The sequence below is a fragment of the Paenarthrobacter ureafaciens genome, from assembly GCF_004028095.1.
Classification (GTDB): Bacteria; Actinomycetota; Actinomycetes; order Actinomycetales; family Micrococcaceae; genus Arthrobacter; species Arthrobacter ureafaciens.
Genome location: NZ_SBHM01000010.1, coordinates 1 through 14,707 on the forward strand (window position 1 = coordinate 1; position 14,707 = coordinate 14,707).

General features: G+C 63.7%; 16 protein-coding genes, 7 tRNA genes and 1 riboswitch. Of the genes, 13 read left to right on the forward strand and 10 right to left on the reverse strand.

The window, feature by feature from the left end; all coding sequences use genetic code 11:
* Window positions 1-681, forward strand: a 681-nt coding sequence (gene zapE, locus AUR_RS19485; protein WP_128397294.1) for a cell division protein ZapE, incomplete at its 5' end; no start/stop codon positions are given.
* On the opposite strand, the gene AUR_RS19490 is transcribed toward zapE, so the two are convergent.
* From AUR_RS19490 to AUR_RS19530, 9 genes are all read right to left on the reverse strand, one after another.
* The gene (locus tag AUR_RS19490) at window positions 638-1,882 is read right to left on the reverse strand and encodes a benzoate/H(+) symporter BenE family transporter (RefSeq protein ID WP_021473079.1); all 1,245 of its coding nucleotides are present in this window, start codon (window positions 1,880-1,882) and stop codon (window positions 638-640) included. The two genes, zapE and AUR_RS19490, sit on opposite strands and share 44 nt — an antisense overlap.
* Window positions 1,883-2,029: 147 nt before the next feature.
* A complete protein-coding gene (locus AUR_RS19495) occupies window positions 2,030-2,263 on the reverse strand; it encodes an antitoxin (RefSeq protein WP_021473078.1) in 234 nt (77 codons plus the stop codon).
* A gap of 84 nt (window positions 2,264-2,347) precedes the next feature.
* On the reverse strand, window positions 2,348-3,802 hold the full coding sequence (locus tag AUR_RS19500; protein WP_062096204.1) for an amino acid permease: 1,455 nt from the start codon (window positions 3,800-3,802) through the stop codon (window positions 2,348-2,350).
* A 171-nt stretch (window positions 3,803-3,973) separates the two neighbouring features.
* Window positions 3,974-4,049: transfer RNA gene (locus AUR_RS19505), tRNA-Gly, on the reverse strand.
* 56 nt (window positions 4,050-4,105) lie between these two features.
* Window positions 4,106-4,180: transfer RNA gene (locus AUR_RS19510), tRNA-Val, on the reverse strand.
* 24 nt (window positions 4,181-4,204) lie between these two features.
* Window positions 4,205-4,277, reverse strand: a tRNA-Gly gene (locus AUR_RS19515).
* A 57-nt stretch (window positions 4,278-4,334) separates the two neighbouring features.
* A tRNA-Val gene (locus tag AUR_RS19520) sits at window positions 4,335-4,409 on the reverse strand.
* 36 nt (window positions 4,410-4,445) lie between these two features.
* A tRNA-Cys gene (locus AUR_RS19525) sits at window positions 4,446-4,516 on the reverse strand.
* A 45-nt stretch (window positions 4,517-4,561) separates the two neighbouring features.
* Window positions 4,562-4,634, reverse strand: a tRNA-Gly gene (locus AUR_RS19530).
* A 269-nt stretch (window positions 4,635-4,903) separates the two neighbouring features.
* On the opposite strand from AUR_RS19530, the gene AUR_RS19535 reads away from it, so the two are divergent.
* Window positions 4,904-4,978, forward strand: a tRNA-Val gene (locus AUR_RS19535).
* 62 nt (window positions 4,979-5,040) lie between these two features.
* Here the strand turns inward: AUR_RS19535 and AUR_RS19540 are convergent.
* On the reverse strand, window positions 5,041-5,268 hold the full coding sequence (locus AUR_RS19540) for an antitoxin (protein WP_021473076.1): 228 nt from the start codon (window positions 5,266-5,268) through the stop codon (window positions 5,041-5,043).
* A 164-nt stretch (window positions 5,269-5,432) separates the two neighbouring features.
* Here AUR_RS19540 and AUR_RS19545 point away from each other — a divergent pair, with 164 nt between their 5' ends.
* The 11 genes from AUR_RS19545 (at window position 5,433) to ribA (ending at window position 14,694) form a co-directional block, all read left to right on the forward strand.
* Complete coding sequence (locus AUR_RS19545) at window positions 5,433-5,657, forward strand: hypothetical protein (protein WP_128397295.1); 225 nt, start codon at window positions 5,433-5,435, stop codon at window positions 5,655-5,657.
* A gap of 37 nt (window positions 5,658-5,694) precedes the next feature.
* Complete coding sequence (locus AUR_RS19550) at window positions 5,695-6,579, forward strand: cytochrome P450 (protein WP_021473074.1); 885 nt, start codon at window positions 5,695-5,697, stop codon at window positions 6,577-6,579.
* Between the two features lie 90 nt (window positions 6,580-6,669).
* Window positions 6,670-7,242, forward strand: coding sequence for a peptide deformylase (gene def, locus AUR_RS19555; protein WP_021473073.1), 573 nt, complete (start codon window positions 6,670-6,672; stop codon window positions 7,240-7,242).
* Entirely contained in the window at window positions 7,239-8,159 is a 921-nt protein-coding gene (fmt, locus tag AUR_RS19560; protein ID WP_031216732.1) for a methionyl-tRNA formyltransferase, read from the forward strand. The genes def and fmt overlap by 4 nt, the downstream gene beginning before the upstream one ends.
* A complete protein-coding gene (locus tag AUR_RS19565; protein WP_062096206.1) occupies window positions 8,156-9,724 on the forward strand; it encodes an RsmB/NOP family class I SAM-dependent RNA methyltransferase in 1,569 nt (522 codons plus the stop codon). Before fmt ends, AUR_RS19565 begins: the two co-directional genes overlap by 4 nt.
* Window positions 9,725-9,769: 45 nt before the next feature.
* Complete coding sequence (gene rpe, locus AUR_RS19570) at window positions 9,770-10,444, forward strand: ribulose-phosphate 3-epimerase (protein WP_062096208.1); 675 nt, start codon at window positions 9,770-9,772, stop codon at window positions 10,442-10,444.
* Window positions 10,445-10,538: 94 nt separating this feature from the next.
* Window positions 10,539-10,692: riboswitch (FMN riboswitch) on the forward strand.
* 91 nt (window positions 10,693-10,783) lie between these two features.
* Window positions 10,784-11,476, forward strand: a complete 693-nt coding sequence (pnuC, locus tag AUR_RS19575; protein ID WP_062096210.1) for a nicotinamide riboside transporter PnuC — start codon at window positions 10,784-10,786, stop codon at window positions 11,474-11,476.
* On the forward strand, window positions 11,473-12,591 hold the full coding sequence (gene ribD, locus AUR_RS19580; protein ID WP_062096216.1) for a bifunctional diaminohydroxyphosphoribosylaminopyrimidine deaminase/5-amino-6-(5-phosphoribosylamino)uracil reductase RibD: 1,119 nt from the start codon (window positions 11,473-11,475) through the stop codon (window positions 12,589-12,591). Before pnuC ends, ribD begins: the two co-directional genes overlap by 4 nt.
* A complete protein-coding gene (locus AUR_RS19585) occupies window positions 12,591-13,286 on the forward strand; it encodes a riboflavin synthase (RefSeq protein ID WP_062096218.1) in 696 nt (231 codons plus the stop codon). The genes ribD and AUR_RS19585 overlap by 1 nt, the downstream gene beginning before the upstream one ends.
* Window positions 13,283-13,993 carry a 3,4-dihydroxy-2-butanone-4-phosphate synthase gene (gene ribB, locus AUR_RS19590; RefSeq protein ID WP_069695706.1) on the forward strand — a complete coding sequence of 237 codons (711 nt, stop codon included), beginning with the start codon at window positions 13,283-13,285 and terminating at the stop codon, window positions 13,991-13,993. Before AUR_RS19585 ends, ribB begins: the two co-directional genes overlap by 4 nt.
* Window positions 13,990-14,694 carry a GTP cyclohydrolase II gene (gene ribA / locus AUR_RS19595; RefSeq protein ID WP_021473065.1) on the forward strand — a complete coding sequence of 235 codons (705 nt, stop codon included), beginning with the start codon at window positions 13,990-13,992 and terminating at the stop codon, window positions 14,692-14,694. Before ribB ends, ribA begins: the two co-directional genes overlap by 4 nt.
* Window positions 14,695-14,707 lie beyond the last annotated feature (13 nt).

The window sequence follows — 14,707 nt, forward strand, 5'->3', positions numbered from 1 at the left end:
GGGGGCGCGCTGTCTTTCCGCAAGACCGTTGACGCCCTCAGCAATTACAAACTGGTCTGCATCGACGAATTCGAACTTGATGATCCCGGCGACACCGTCCTGATGTCGCGCCTCATGCGCGAATTGGCCGACGCGGGGGTCAAGCTGGCAGCAACGTCAAACACCCTGCCCGGTTCTTTGGGCGAAGGCCGCTTCGCAGCCGTGGACTTCCAGCGCGAAATCCAGGTCCTGGCGGACCAGTTCGATGTTGTGCGGATCGACGGCGAAGATTTCCGGCACCGCGGATTGCCGGCAGCTCCTGCACCCCTGAAGACCGAAGAGCTCAAGCATCGGATGCGCAGCGAGTTCAAAGGCCAGACTGTTGCCGTTGATGACTTCCGCACGCTGGTGGACCACCTCGCAGGCGTCCACCCGAGCCGCTACCGGCAGCTGATTTCCGGGATCGACGCCGTGGTGTGGCGTGACGTGGACACCATCACGGAGCAGGCTGTAGCCCTGCGCTTCGTGGTGCTGGCCGACCGCCTGTACGACAAGGACGTGCCGATCCTGGCCAGCGGTGTTCCGTTCGACAAACTGTTCACCGAAGAGATGATGGCCGGCGGCTACATGAAGAAGTACTTCCGCGCCGTTTCCAGGCTCACTGCCTTGGCGCGCGAGGCCCAGAACCACGAGCCTTCCTGACCAGCGGGCCGGGCTTCAGCAGCCACCGGACCAGAATGCCGCACGTCAGAGCCCAGAACGCGGCCCCGATGCCGCCGAAGCTGAGGCCCGAGGCTGCCAGCAGAAACGTAATGCAAGCCGGAACGCGTTCTTCTGCTTCGGCCAGCGCCGAGGAGATGGCGGCGGCCAAGGTCCCCAACAGCGCGAGGCCGGCAACAGCTTCCAGCAATCCCGGCGGAGCCGCCGCAACAACGGTGACCAAGGCGGCGGAAAACACGGCAAGAACCAGATAGGCGAGTCCTGACACGAAGGCGGCGCGCCACCTTTGGCCGGGGTTCCTGCCCGCTTCCTCCCCGGCAGCCAATGCAGCGCTGAGGGCCGCCAAGTTGATCGCATGACCGCCGAACACCGCCCCCGCCATGGTGCCTGCTCCGGTCATCACCATGGAAGACCGCCATGGGGTGGTGAAGCCGAACGACTTGAGGACGGCTACGCCGGGGATGTTCTGCGACGCCATGGTGACGATGAACAGCGGCAGGGCCAGCCCGACCGCAGCCTCCACACTGAAAGCCGGCGTTGTCCATTCAAGCCTGGGCACCAGCGCGTCAGCGGGAAGATAGGTCCCGTTCACGCCAAGATGGATTCCAATCACCGCCAGTGCCACCACCAATGCTCCGGGTACTGCCCACCGGGGAGCGAGCTTCAGCAGGAGCAACCAGCACAAGGCAACAGGACCAACCAGCAGCGGCGCCGTTCCCAAGGACTTGAACGGTGCCAGGCACAGGGGGAGCAGGACGCCCGCCAGCATGGCTTGGGCCAAGGCGGTGGGGATCCTTCCCATGAGCCTGCCCAGAACGGGGAGCAACCCGGTCAGCAGGATCAGCACCCCCACCAGCAGGAAGGCTCCTACGGCTGCCGGCCACCCGCCGTCGACCATCCCGGCAGAGGCGAGCAAGGCGGCGCCAGGCGTGGACCACGCCAAGGTCACCGGCATCTTGGAACGCCAGGACAGCCAGAGAATTGCCGCGCCGAACGTCAAAGTCAACGCCAGGAGTCCACTGGCTGCCTGGGATTGAGTGGCTCCCACGGACTGCAATCCTGCCAGGACTACGGCGAACGATGACGTGAAACCCACGAGTGCGGTGACCACTCCCGCTGCGATGGGCGGCCCGAGGCCCTCGCGCCGGGGAGGGTGCTGAATGACGGTGGGGGCGGAAGGCATAGTGACCAAGGTACCGGAAGGCCGCCAGCCTGCCCGCCCCGGGATAGCCAAGCGGATCTAGTGGCTGATTAAACGCCAAGGGCACCGGCGTCGCCTCTCGGCGGGACCGGTGCCCCCTTGACGTATCTGTTGCGGCGGCTCAGGCAGCTAGGGCTGCTTTGGCTCATCCGTTGCGGGAGCCGGATCGGCTTCACCGTCGTTCTTGGCCACGAAGTTGGAAGCGGCATTCTGGACTGCATCAACCTGTCCGGCGAACTTGCCGCCGGTCTTCTGGTCGACGAAGTCTCCGGCCTTTTCGATGCCATTCTTGATGGCTTCTTCGTTGCCCTGAATGAGACCCTGAGCCTTGCCCTTCAGGTCGTCAATTAATCCCACGGGCACCTCCCTTCCTTCGCGGAGCCAGTTCGCTCCTCCGCGTCCGACCCTAACACCAGATGCTGGGGGTGCCAAGGACCAGGCGGTTCGCTACGCCAAGGGCTTACTTGTCTCCGGGTGACGCGGGCTGTCCGGGTTCATGAGTGAGTGCTTCCGGCCGTAGAAGTAGTAGATCGCCAGGCCTATGACCAGCCACACGCCGAAGCGCACCCAGGTCTCCCAGTGCAACTGAACCATCAGGAAGGCCGAGGCCAGGACGCCGAATGCGGGGACAACCGGCATGAGGGGGAGCCGGAACGTGCGGGGCGCGTCGGGCTTGGTGTAGCGGAACATGATGACGGATACGCACACCACGACGAACGCCGCGAGGATGCCGATGTTCGTCAGGTCGGCAACTTCCTTGATGGGGAAGATGCCTGCCAGGAAGGCGGAGGCGACGCCGGCGATCCAGGTGACACGTTGGGGCGTACCGTGGCGGTCCGTTTCGGCGAACCAACCGGGGAGGAGGCCGTCACGGCTCATGGAGAACCACACGCGGGTGACACCCAGAAGGAAGGTGAGCATCACAGTGAGGATGGACAACACGGCGAAAACCGAGATGATGGTGGCGATTATCGGCAGTCCGACGCCCGTGAATGCCGAGGCGAAGCCGGCGGCGGGATCGATGTCCTTGTAGTTCTGCATGCCGGTCAGGACCAACGTCGCGGCAACGTAGAGCAGCATCGCGATGACAAGCGACAGGATGATGGCCTTGGGCATGTGCTTCTTGCCGTCCTTGGCCTCCTCTGCGGCTGTACTCATGGCGTCGTAGCCGAAGACGGCGAAGAAGACCGTGGCGGCACCTGCCAGGACCGGACCGAAGCCGCTGGGCATGAACGGGTTGAAGTTCTCGGTATTGATGTAGAAAACGCCCAAACCGATGATGAACAGAATCAGGATCACCTTGATGGCGACCGCCACGAGTTCGAACCGGCCGAAGGTCTTGGTTCCACGGCTGAGGATCCAGGTCACCAGGAGGCAGACCAGGATTGCGGGAAGGTTGATGATGCCGCCCTTGCCCTCATCGGCTGTGGAGGTCATCCAGGTGGGCATGTGGATTCCGATGCCTGAAAGGAAAGCGTCAAAGTATCCGGAGATGCCGATCGCCACCACAGCCACGATGGCGATGTATTCCAGCAGCAGGTCCCACCCTATGAACCATCCAATGATCTCGCCGAGGGCAACATAGCCGTAGGTGTATGCGGAGCCGGCGCGCGGAATCATGCCGGCGAATTCGGCGTAGGAGAGGGCTGCCGCTCCGGATGCCAGGCCTGCGATGAGGAACGAGATCAGCACCGCGGGGCCCACCCCGGGATTGCCCTCCGATCCGTGCGCCACCAGCCCGGCAAGGGAGAAGATTCCGACGCCGATGATTCCGCCGACGCCGATGGCCGTCAGTTGCCAGAGGCCAAGGCTTTTGAACAGCCCGCTGTGCTTGCTTTCTTCCTCGATGTCGTCGATCGGCTTGCGCCGCATGACGGATTGGGAAGCCGTCTGTTGATTCATGGGGTACTCCTGCCAGTGGCGTGGATTGGTGATGAACTCGCAGTACATTATGCGAGCCCAATCACATTAGATAAAGCGACTTTTTCTTAGCGATATCGGTTACGGCCACTGATGAATTGCAGAAACTGGTTTCGGGCACAAAAAAAGCAGCTCCGGGGAGCTGCTTTTTCTTGGAGCGGACGACGAGATTCGAACTCGCGACATCCACCTTGGCAAGGTGGTGCTCTACCAGCTGAGCTACGTCCGCATGTGGTGCAAGCCCGGCATTGCCTGGCTATACCACTCAAACAAGTTGCCTTGTTTTGGTGGGCGATACTGGGATCGAACCAGTGACCTCTTCCGTGTCAGGGAAGCGCGCTACCGCTGCGCCAATCGCCCGTTACCGGGTCCTTGTGAAAGGAGAGCGGACGACGAGATTCGAACTCGCGACATCCACCTTGGCAAGGTGGTGCTCTACCAGCTGAGCTACGTCCGCACATGCTCCTAGCCGGGTTGGAACCCGGCTAGGAACAACAAACAAGTTGCCTTGTTTTGGTGGGCGATACTGGGATCGAACCAGTGACCTCTTCCGTGTCAGGGAAGCGCGCTACCGCTGCGCCAATCGCCCAAGCATCCAGCACTGCTGAAAGCATGGTTTTCACCGAGGTGGGTACGGGATTCGAACCCGTGTATACGGCTTTGCAGGCCGCTGCCTCGCCTCTCGGCCAACCCACCGTGTAAGCAGGATTCCGAAGAATTCTTGCCTGACAGTGCCTTGCGAGCGGACGACGAGATTCGAACTCGCGACATCCACCTTGGCAAGGTGGTGCTCTACCAGCTGAGCTACGTCCGCATTGTTGGTTAGCGTGGGCCGCCTTGCAGGCATTCCGTGGCTTTCCGACGAGTAAAAACTCTATAGGAGGTTCCAGCAATCTCCAAATCGCGCAGCCACTTTCCACTCGGAGACTGCCCGGATGCCTGATTTGACGCGGAATTCCGTGTCTTTCACGGCTGTAATTTCAGCTGTGTAGTTCCGGCTCCTGGTTCGTTTTGCATTCCTGCGATGGTGGGCTAATCTTCTATATGCACCGGCCCGCAGTTGCGAAAGCGCGGCAAGGTTCGGGGCGATTGGCGCAGTGGTAGCGCGCTTCGTTCACACCGAAGAGGTCACTGGTTCGAACCCAGTATCGCCCACCAGGAAAAGCCCCCGAGTTACTCGGGGGCTTTTGCTTTTGGTTCGCTGCTGCGTTGCGGGTCGGCTACTGCTGCGGAGCGACGTCGCCGGCTGAAGCTGCGTCTGTGTCGCCGTCGATCTTCGCTACGTAGTCCGAGGCTGCGCCTTGGACCAGATCCACTTGTTCAGCGAACTTGCCGTCGGTTTGTTCGTCGACGAAGTCGCCCACCTTTTCGATGCCTTCCTTGATGGCTTCTTCGTTGCCGGCTATGAGGTCTCGCGCCTTCTTCTGCAGATCGTTAAAGAGTTCCATGGGTTTCCTCTTCCATGAGTCGTTGTCATCGCAGAGCGGGTTCGCTCCAGTGGATCTGTCTGGCAGGGAACGCGTTTGTGTCGCGGCGGGGCCATTATTCGGATGGGTTTCGTCACGATCATGGTCTTTCGTCACGATCATGGTCGGGACGGCACAAGGGAAGCGTGCACAATCACCATTGCCCCGAAGCAGGCGTAACCACTACTGATGTTTCCTTGGTTCTGCGCGTTGAGGAACTTGCCGGGAAAGCGCCAATCCTGGCCGCGAAGCTCGCCAGGCTGGATCCCCGGCACCTCACCACCCTGCTGGGTTCCCCGGCCGTGGGGACGTCCGGCGGGGCTGCGGATTCCGGATCCGATCAGCCGGGAAGCCCCGAACCGCAGGCCTGAGGGGAATTCTGTCGGTGGTCTGTGTCAGAGTCTTTATATGACCGCACCACTGCTTGCCCACGCTACTGACTACGGACGCATGTACGCCCGCTCCACTACTGAGCAATTCGCTGTTCCTTCCATCACAACAGTGATTGCACAGCAGGCGCACGCCCTGGATGGTTGGTTCAGCTACATGGGAGCAAGCAGCCTTGCCGCAGATCCGGAACTCCCGGCAATGATCGGCAGCCCGGCAAGGATCCGCCAGGCAGTCAACAAGGCCGCCAAAGCCGCTGAAACATACCGGGATGAAGCAGCGGCCCGCGGTGACCGGGTCCATACCTACTGCGAGCAAGTGGCGCTTCGGGCGCTGGGCCGTCCGCACCGCATGCAGGAATGCCGGGACGAACTCGCTTCGCATGGGGAGCAGGCGTTTGCAGCGCGCTTCGACGAGTGGTGGGAGCTGTACCGCGTGGAACCGATCGCGCCCGAGATCACCGTCTGGAACCAATCGGTAGGTTACGCCGGCACCTTGGACTTGGTGGCCCGTATTAATGGACGGATCTGCCTGATCGACTACAAGACCAAAGGAACAACCCGTGACGGCACGGTGAAAGCCCTGGATGACAAGGTGGTCATGCAACTGGTGGCGGGAATGAAAGCCGAGGAAAGCCTGGTGGATCCCGTGGCCGGGCAGTGGGAGCCCTGGAAGTTCGGTGAGAACCCCATGCTACTGGCCGTAGCCATCGGTGAGACGGAAGTTCGCCCGCAGCGCGCCAATCCGGACGTCCTCAAGCACCATTGGTGGAAGTTCTGCGCCCTCCGCCGCGTGTGGGAGATGTCCGCCGACGTTTCCGCGGCCGGTCAGGCCCTCCTGCCGATTGCCCCGCCTCCGCTGGCGGCTCCTGCCAGGGTAAGCGTTGGGGCCGGAGCGCTGGGCTGAACGCCCGGCGCCTCCTTGGCCGTCTCAACTAAACTGGCTTTGGCTCCGCAACGCGGACCAAAGACAGACAAAAGTGAGGACTGGCAACAGATGGCAATTTTGAGTATCCGAATCATCGGTGATCCGGTGCTGCGAACCGTAGCGGATCCTGTAACCGATTTTGGTCCGGAGCTCGCCAAACTGGTCGCGGACATGATGGAGACCATGGAGGACGTGGAGGGTGCAGGCCTCGCCGCGCCCCAAGTCGGCGTGAGCAAACGCGTCTTCACCTACCGCGTCGGTGGCGTTGCCGGCCACATCATCAATCCGGTGCTGGAAAACAGCGAGGATTTCCAGCCCGATGAGGTGGAGGGCTGCCTTTCGATCCCCGGACTGGGCTTTCCCGTCCGGCGCCACCGTGCCACCCGGGTCACCGGTGTGGACCTTCACGGCAAGCCGGTGTCCGTAGAGGGCGAAGGCATGCTGGCCCGTTGCTTCCAGCATGAAACCGACCATTTGGACGGCATCCTCTACACCGACAGGCTCGAAGGCGAAGACCGGAAGGCTGCCCTGCGCGCCATCCGCAACGCCAATTACCATGCCGTCACGGAAGAGACCACGTCCAAGCGTGCTTCCTCCGTCGGCTCGAGCTTTGGCGGCGGCAGCTTCGGGATTCCCGAGTGAGGGTATTGTTTGCCGGAACTCCGGCGGTAGCCGTTCCGTCATTGGACGCGCTGGTCAAAGCAGGGTTCGACGTCGTCGCGGTGCTGACCCGGCCGGACGCTCCGCTGGGACGAAAGCGCGTCCTCACTCCATCTCCCGTGGCTGCCCGCGCCGAAGAGCTGGGAATCCAGGTGATCAAGGCGGCCAAAGTAGACGCTGAGACCACGGCGCACATCGCTGACACTTCGCCCGACGTCGCCGCAATCGTCGCCTACGGAGGAATCGTTCCCCGGGACGCCCTCGCTGTTCCCGCACACGGCTGGGTCAACCTGCATTTCTCCCTGCTTCCGGCATGGCGCGGGGCGGCTCCCGTGCAACGGGCGTTGATCGCAGGTGACGATGTGACAGGCGCGGTGACCTTCCAATTGGAGGAAGGCCTGGACACCGGCCCCGTCTTTGGAGCCCTGACGGAATCGGTCCGGGATGAGGACACCGCCGGTGACCTCCTGGAGCGGCTCTCGGTCAGCGGTGCGGTTCTCTTGTGCCAAACGCTCTCCGCTATTGACGCCGGCCAGGCGGCTCCGCAGCCGCAGTCCGGTGAGGTGAGCCTGGCGCCCAAACTCACCTTGGAAGACGGACGGTTGGATTGGCAGCAGCCGGCCCTGGCGCTCCACCGCAGGTCCAGGGGCGTTACCCCCGAGCCCGGAGCCTGGACAATGCTGGAGGGCCAGCGGATCAAGCTTGAGCCCGTGGCCTTACGGCCGGATGTGAACGGTCTTGCGCCGGGTCATGTCCGGCCAGAAGGTAAAGCCGTGCTGGTAGGGACAGGCTCCCATGCCGTACAGCTGGGGCGTGTCCAACCCGCAGGCAAAAAAATGATGCTGCCGGCCGATTGGGCCCGCGGCTTGGCAACACCCGAGAAAGTGGTCTTCGAATGAGTGAGTCCGGCCGGCGAGGCCCCAACAGCAGCGGTGGCCGCGACGGGGGTGGCCGGGACAACCGGGACAACCGGGGCACCCGGGGCGATCGTTCAGGAAGCAAGCGCAACGCCCAGGGCCGCGAACGCAACCGGGGTCCGCAGCGGGGCTTCTCCACCAATGCCCCTTCGCAGCGGACCCGGCGTGCTGATCCTGCCCGTCTGGTGGCTTTCGAGGTGCTGCGCGCAGTTGCTTCCGAAGACGCCTATGCAAACCTCGTCCTCCCCGCCCGCATCCGCGAACACCGACTGGACCGCCGGGATGCCGGCTTTGCCACGGAGCTCAGCTACGGAGCGCTTCGCGGGCAGGGAACGTACGATGCCATTCTTGCCCGGTGTGTGGACAGGCCGCTTGACCAGCTGGACCCCGCCATCCTTGATGCCCTGCGGATCGGAGCGCACCAGCTCCTGTCCATGCGGGTGCCCGCCCACGCTGCCTTGGACCAGACCGTTGGCCTGGCGAGGGCAGTCATCGGCGCAGGGCCCTCAGCGCTCATCAACGCGGTCCTGCGCAAGGTGGCGGCGCACTCGATGGAGGAATGGCTGGACCTTCTCCTGGACCAGGAAACGGATGCCACCAGGATTGCCGCCTTGCGCCACTCCCATCCGGAATGGATCGTCCGTGCTTTGCGGCAATCCTTGGTGAACCACGGCAGGCCTGCCTCGGACATCGAGGCACTGCTGGAAGCGGACAACGCCGCTCCGGTGGTTAATCTGGTGGCACTGCCGGGACTCGGAGACCTGGACGAAGCCCTCGAACAAGGCGCCACGGCAGGGGAACTCGTTGAGGGCTCGGCGATGTCCGCGGGCGGTGACCTCGGCAGGCTTGAATCCGTGCGTCAGGGCACCACGCGTGTCCAGGACGTCGGTTCGCAGCTTGTGGCGCGCGCCGTTGCGGGCGCTGACGTCGAAACTTCTGCCGACGGCAATGAACGGTGGCTTGATCTGTGTGCCGGTCCCGGCGGGAAAGCCGCGCTGCTTGCGGCTTTGGCCCACCGCGACGGTGCCACCCTCCTGGCCAATGAACCTGCACCCCACCGGGCAAAGCTGGTACAGCAGGCGCTGTCCGCCGTGCCGTCCGCAACCTGGTCCGTCCGCACGGGGGACGGCAGGGAAGTAGGCAGCGAAGAGCCGGAGTCTTTCGATCGCGTGCTGGTGGATGTTCCCTGCAGCGGCCTCGGAGCGTTGCGACGCCGGCCGGAGTCCCGTTGGCGCCGGTCACCGAAAGATATCGCAGACCTGGGTCCGTTGCAGCGTGAACTCCTGGCATCCGCCATCGATGCCGTCAAGCCCGGAGGAGTAGTCGGCTACGTCACCTGTTCACCCCATCCGGCCGAAACCACCGCGGTCGTCTCCGATGTCCTTGCCAAACGGACGGACTTGGAACTGCTGGATGCCGGAGATGCCTTGGACCGGGTCAGCCTGGGCAGGGAACTCGGCGCCGGTCATGAGCTGACGGCCCAGCTCTGGCCGCATGTCCACCAAACGGATGCCATGTTCCTGGCGCTGATCCGCAAGAAGGCCTAGTTCTGCTGTTGTTGTTCGCCCCGCCAACCACCCGAAGGATTTTCCTTGACTCAGTGCTGTATCAACCCGAGCATCCTGTCCGCGGATTTCGTCAACCTTGAGGCCGAACTGCAGCGCATCAGCAATGCCGACGCCGTGCACGTGGACGTGATGGACAACCACTTCGTCCCCAACCTCACCCTCGGACTGCCGGTCGTCCAGAGGATTCAGGCTGTCAGCCCGGTTCCGCTGGATGCACACCTGATGATCTCCGACGCCGACCGCTGGGCGCCCGCCTACGCGGACGCAGGGGTCGCTTCCGTGACGTTCCATGCAGAAGCTGCGATGGCCCCGGTCAAGCTCGCCCGCGAGTTGCGGGCGCGCGGCGCCAAGGCCGGTATGGCGTTGCGGCCGGCAACGCCCGTGGAGCCTTATCTGGACATGCTGAGCGAAGTGGACATGTTGCTCATCATGACGGTCGAGCCGGGCTTCGGGGGACAGGCATTCCTGGACATCACGCTGCCCAAGATCCGTCGTGCACGTGAGGCCGTTGAGGGTTCGGGAGTCGACGTCGCCATCCAGGTGGACGGCGGGATCACCGAGGAAACCATCGTCCGTGCCGCCGAAGCCGGGGCCAATGTCTTCGTGGCAGGCTCTGCTGTGTACGGGCACGCGGATCCCGCAGCAGCGATCGACAGGCTCCGGCTCGCCGGTACCAAGGCCACGCAGCCCGCTGCCTAGGCGGCAAGGCAGCCCAAGCAGCAACAATGTGTCACGAAGATGGCCGGGAATAGCCCGGCCATCTTCGAGGTTGTGGCACAATAGCACCACACATATACGTGCTCCGGGGTCGGTGTAAGTCCGAACCGGCGGTTATAGTCCGCGACCCGCGCGCTTACGGTTACCACTCTTGTGGAGTCGGAAGCAGACGGTTGAACCGGTGGAATTCCGGTACCGACAGTTAAAGTCTGGATGGGAGAAGCACGTACAGGTATGCCGTCGGCGTCCTTTGAGGATGGCCGGGCGGGCATGCGCTGTCGTACACCCCCGGAGCCATCGCGGTCACTGGGAAGGAACGGCATGGATTTTCTGCGATGGCTCTTCGAAGCACAGATTCCCGTTGGAGGGTCTGCGCTTGTTCTACGCGAAGTGCTTGGCAACATCTTTGGGCTCGCCAGCGCCCTCGGCGGAATGCGCCGCAAAGTCTGGGCATGGCCTGTTGGCATCCTCGGCAACCTCCTGTTGCTGACCGTGTTCCTCGGGAACGTCTTTGGCGCGGCGGCGCCGGCCACTTTGTGGGGCCAGGCGGGCCGCCAAATCATGTTCATGGCCGTCGCAGTATACGGCTGGTACCGGTGGCAGCAGGGACGACACCTTGCAGGCGAAGGCCACGCAATCGTGCCGTCCTGGGCCAGCAACAAGGTCCGCATCGCTTTGATCGGCGCCATGGTGGCGGGAACGGCTGCACTGACACCGCTCTTCGACGCCCTCGGCTCCTACCCACCGGTGTGGGCGGACGCCTGGACTTTCATGGGTTCACTGCTGGCCACCTATGGCATGGCCCGCGGCTGGACCGAATTCTGGCTGATCTGGGTGGCCGTGGACGTTGTGGGCGTCCCGTTGCTGTTCACCGCCGGCTATTACGCCAGCGCCTTCATGTACCTGTTTTATGGATTCTTCACCCTCGCCGGATTCTTCGTCTGGCGGCGGGCATCCAAACGCGCAGCTGCAGTGGCCGGTCCGGTTCCCGTCACAGTGGGGGCCGCCCGATGAACGCGGTTGCCACCACCTTCAGCGCGCTTGAGTCGGCGGCCATGGACACGGCTCTGCGTGCGGCCTTGCAGGGCCCCCGTGGCGCCAACCCCTTGGTAGGTGCCGTCATCCTGAACGCCGACGGTGAGCAGGTCGCCGTCGGCTATCACCGTGGCGCCGGTACGGCACATGCCGAAGCGGACGCCATCCTCGAAGCGCGGAAGGCAGGGATCGAGCTGCGCGGCACCACCATGGTGGTGACGCTGGAGCCCTGCAACCACGTGGGACGTACCGGTCCTTGTGCCCAGGCGATCATCGCCGCCGGTATCACCAGAGTGATTTACGCCGTCGACGATCCCCATGATCCCGCGGCAGGAGGCGCCCGTACGCTCCGTTCCGCGGGTATCACAGTGGAGTCGGGCCTCGCGGCAGCAGACGCTTTGGACCTGAACCGGGAATGGTTCGACGCCGTTGCCTCCAAGCGGCCTTTCGTCACCTTGCATATCGCCCAGACGCTGGACAGCCGCATCGCGGCAGTGGACGGCACCAGCCAATGGATCTCCAGTCCGGAGTCGCTGGCGGACAACCACAGCCTGCGCGGACTTATTGACGCGATCCTCGTGGGCACCGGGACGGTCCTGATCGACAACCCCCGGTTGACTGCAAGGGATCCGGAGGGTGGACTTTCCGGGCGTCAACCGCTACGCGCGGTCATGGGCCGGCGGGAGGTGCCCCAGGACGCGGCGGTGCGCGGGACGGACGGGCGCTTCCTCCACCTGGCCACCCGGGATCCGCACGAAGCGTTGTCCATGCTGTTCGAGGAGGGCGTCCGGCACGTCATGGTGGAGGGTGGTTCGAGCATCCTCAGCACCTTCCTGGCGGCGGGCCTGGTGGATGAATTGATTGTCTACCTGGCTCCCACCCTGCTGGGCTCCGGAACCCCTGCCCTGAACGACCTCGGCATCACTACCCTGTCCCAGGCCCAGCACTGGATCTGGGACGAGGCCGGCGGCGGTTCCGTGCGGACCCTCGGCAATGACCTTCGACTTCATCTCAGGCCCACCCGGCCGGCTACCACACAAGAAAATTCCCTTCACGGCAGCGAAGCCGCGGAGTACGTCTCAGGAGGACACTGATGTTTACCGGAATCGTTGCCGAACAGGGCACCGTACTTGGCATCGACCACGACGGCGAAGCCAGCGCCACGTTGCGGCTTAAAGCCCCTACCACCACGGAGGGCCTCGCCTTGGGCGGTTCGATCGCCGTCAACGGTGTGTGCCTGACGGCGACGCAGATCAACGGGCAGGAGTTCAGCGTCGATGTCATGGGGGAGACCCTGCTCAGGACCACTATCGGTCAGTTGGCGGCGGGGGACAGCGTCAACCTGGAACGGTGCGTTCCTGCCGGCGGACGCTTGGACGGGCACGTGGTCCAGGGACACGTCGATGGCGTCGGCGAGTTGCTTGAGCGTGAGGCCCTTGGCAACTGGGACCGCTTGCGGTTCGGTGTACCTGCCACGTTGGCCCGCTACATTGCCGAGAAGGGGTCCATTGCCGTTGACGGCGTGTCGCTGACCGTGACCGCCGTCAGTCCCGCTGCCGACCCGGAGCCATGGTTCGAAGTCGGCCTGATCCCCACCACCCTCGAAGAGACCGGCCTGGGTGCAAAGCCCGTGGGTGCCAAGGTCAACCTCGAAGTCGATGTCCTGGCCAAGTACACCGAACGGCTGCTGTCCTTTGCACCCCAGGGCAAGCCTGCCCACCGTGCCGACGATGAGAGCCGGTCCGCAAGCCCCGAACAGACCACGGAAGCCCAGGAGGCTGTGCGATGAGCGCCCCCACCAAGACCGATCCCGCCCGGGTACGCAGGCAGGGCCTGGACCCCGTTGAAGCGGCCATTGCCGCAATGGCAGCCGGGAAACCGGTGATCGTGGTTGATAACGAAGACCGCGAGAACGAAGGCGACATTATCTTCGCCGCCCAGCACGCCACCCCGGCCCTTATGGGATGGACCATCCGCTACTCGTCCGGCGTCATTTGCGTGCCGCTGGAAGGAGAGCGGGCGGACGCCTTGGCACTGCCGCAAATGGTGGCCGTCAACGAGGATGCCAAGGGAACCGCCTACACGATCTCCTGCGATGCTGCCCACGGAGTGAGCACCGGGATTTCAGCGACGGACCGCGCACTGACAGCCCGGATCCTGGCGGATCCGGCGAGCACCCCGGCCCACATCACGCGCCCCGGGCATATTTTCCCCCTCCGAGCAGTTAAGGGAGGAGTGCGTGAACGCCCCGGACACACGGAAGCTGCTGTGGACTTGTGCCGGCTCGCCGGGCTTGCCCCGGTGGGTGTGATCGCGGAGTTGGTACACGACGACGGTGAAATGATGCGCCTGGACAGCCTGCGCGAGTTTGCCGCCGGGCACGGATGTCCCCTCATTTCCATTGAGGACCTGGTGGCATACGTTGAGGCGGTAGAGTCCCAGCAGGAAGAGATTCCAACGGCACACCTTTCAGTGGCAGACGAGGAGAAGCGATGACGGCATCCATCACGCGCAGCAGCGACGAGACCGAACGCACGCCCCACCCCGTGAGCGGAGGGCCGATCGTCCAATTGCCCACCGCTTTCGGAGACTTTGTGGCACAGGCCTGGACGGACCACGAGACCGGAGTTGAACACCTGGCTGTCAGCTCGCCGAATCCGTCCAGGAGCGGGAAGGCTCCGCTGGTCCGGCTGCACTCCGAGTGCCTCACCGGGGACGTCTTCGGGTCCTACCGCTGCGACTGCGGAGAGCAGCTGGCTTTTGCGCTCGAACTCATCAACGCCGAGGGCGGCACGTTGTTGTACCTGCGCGGGCAGGAAGGCCGGGGCATCGGCCTTGCCAACAAAATCAAGGCCTACGCGCTGCAGGAAGCCGGCTTCGATACCGTTGAGGCCAACGAGCAGCTGGGCCTGCCGGTCGATGCGCGTTCTTACAACGCTGCCGCGCAGATCCTGGCGGAAATGGGCCTGCAGGAAGTCCGTTTGTTGAGCAACAACCCGGACAAGCAGAACCGCTTGGCACAGGCGGGCGTCACCGTGGTGGAGATGGTAGCCACCGAGGTTCCCTCCCGCGAGCAGAACCTGCGCTACCTGCAGACCAAGAAAGACCGGATGGACCACCGTCTGACGCTCCAGGCAGAGCACGCAGGCAACGGGAAGACCCCGCTGGCCCACCCCTTTGACAGCATCAACGACTGAACGGATCTACTGC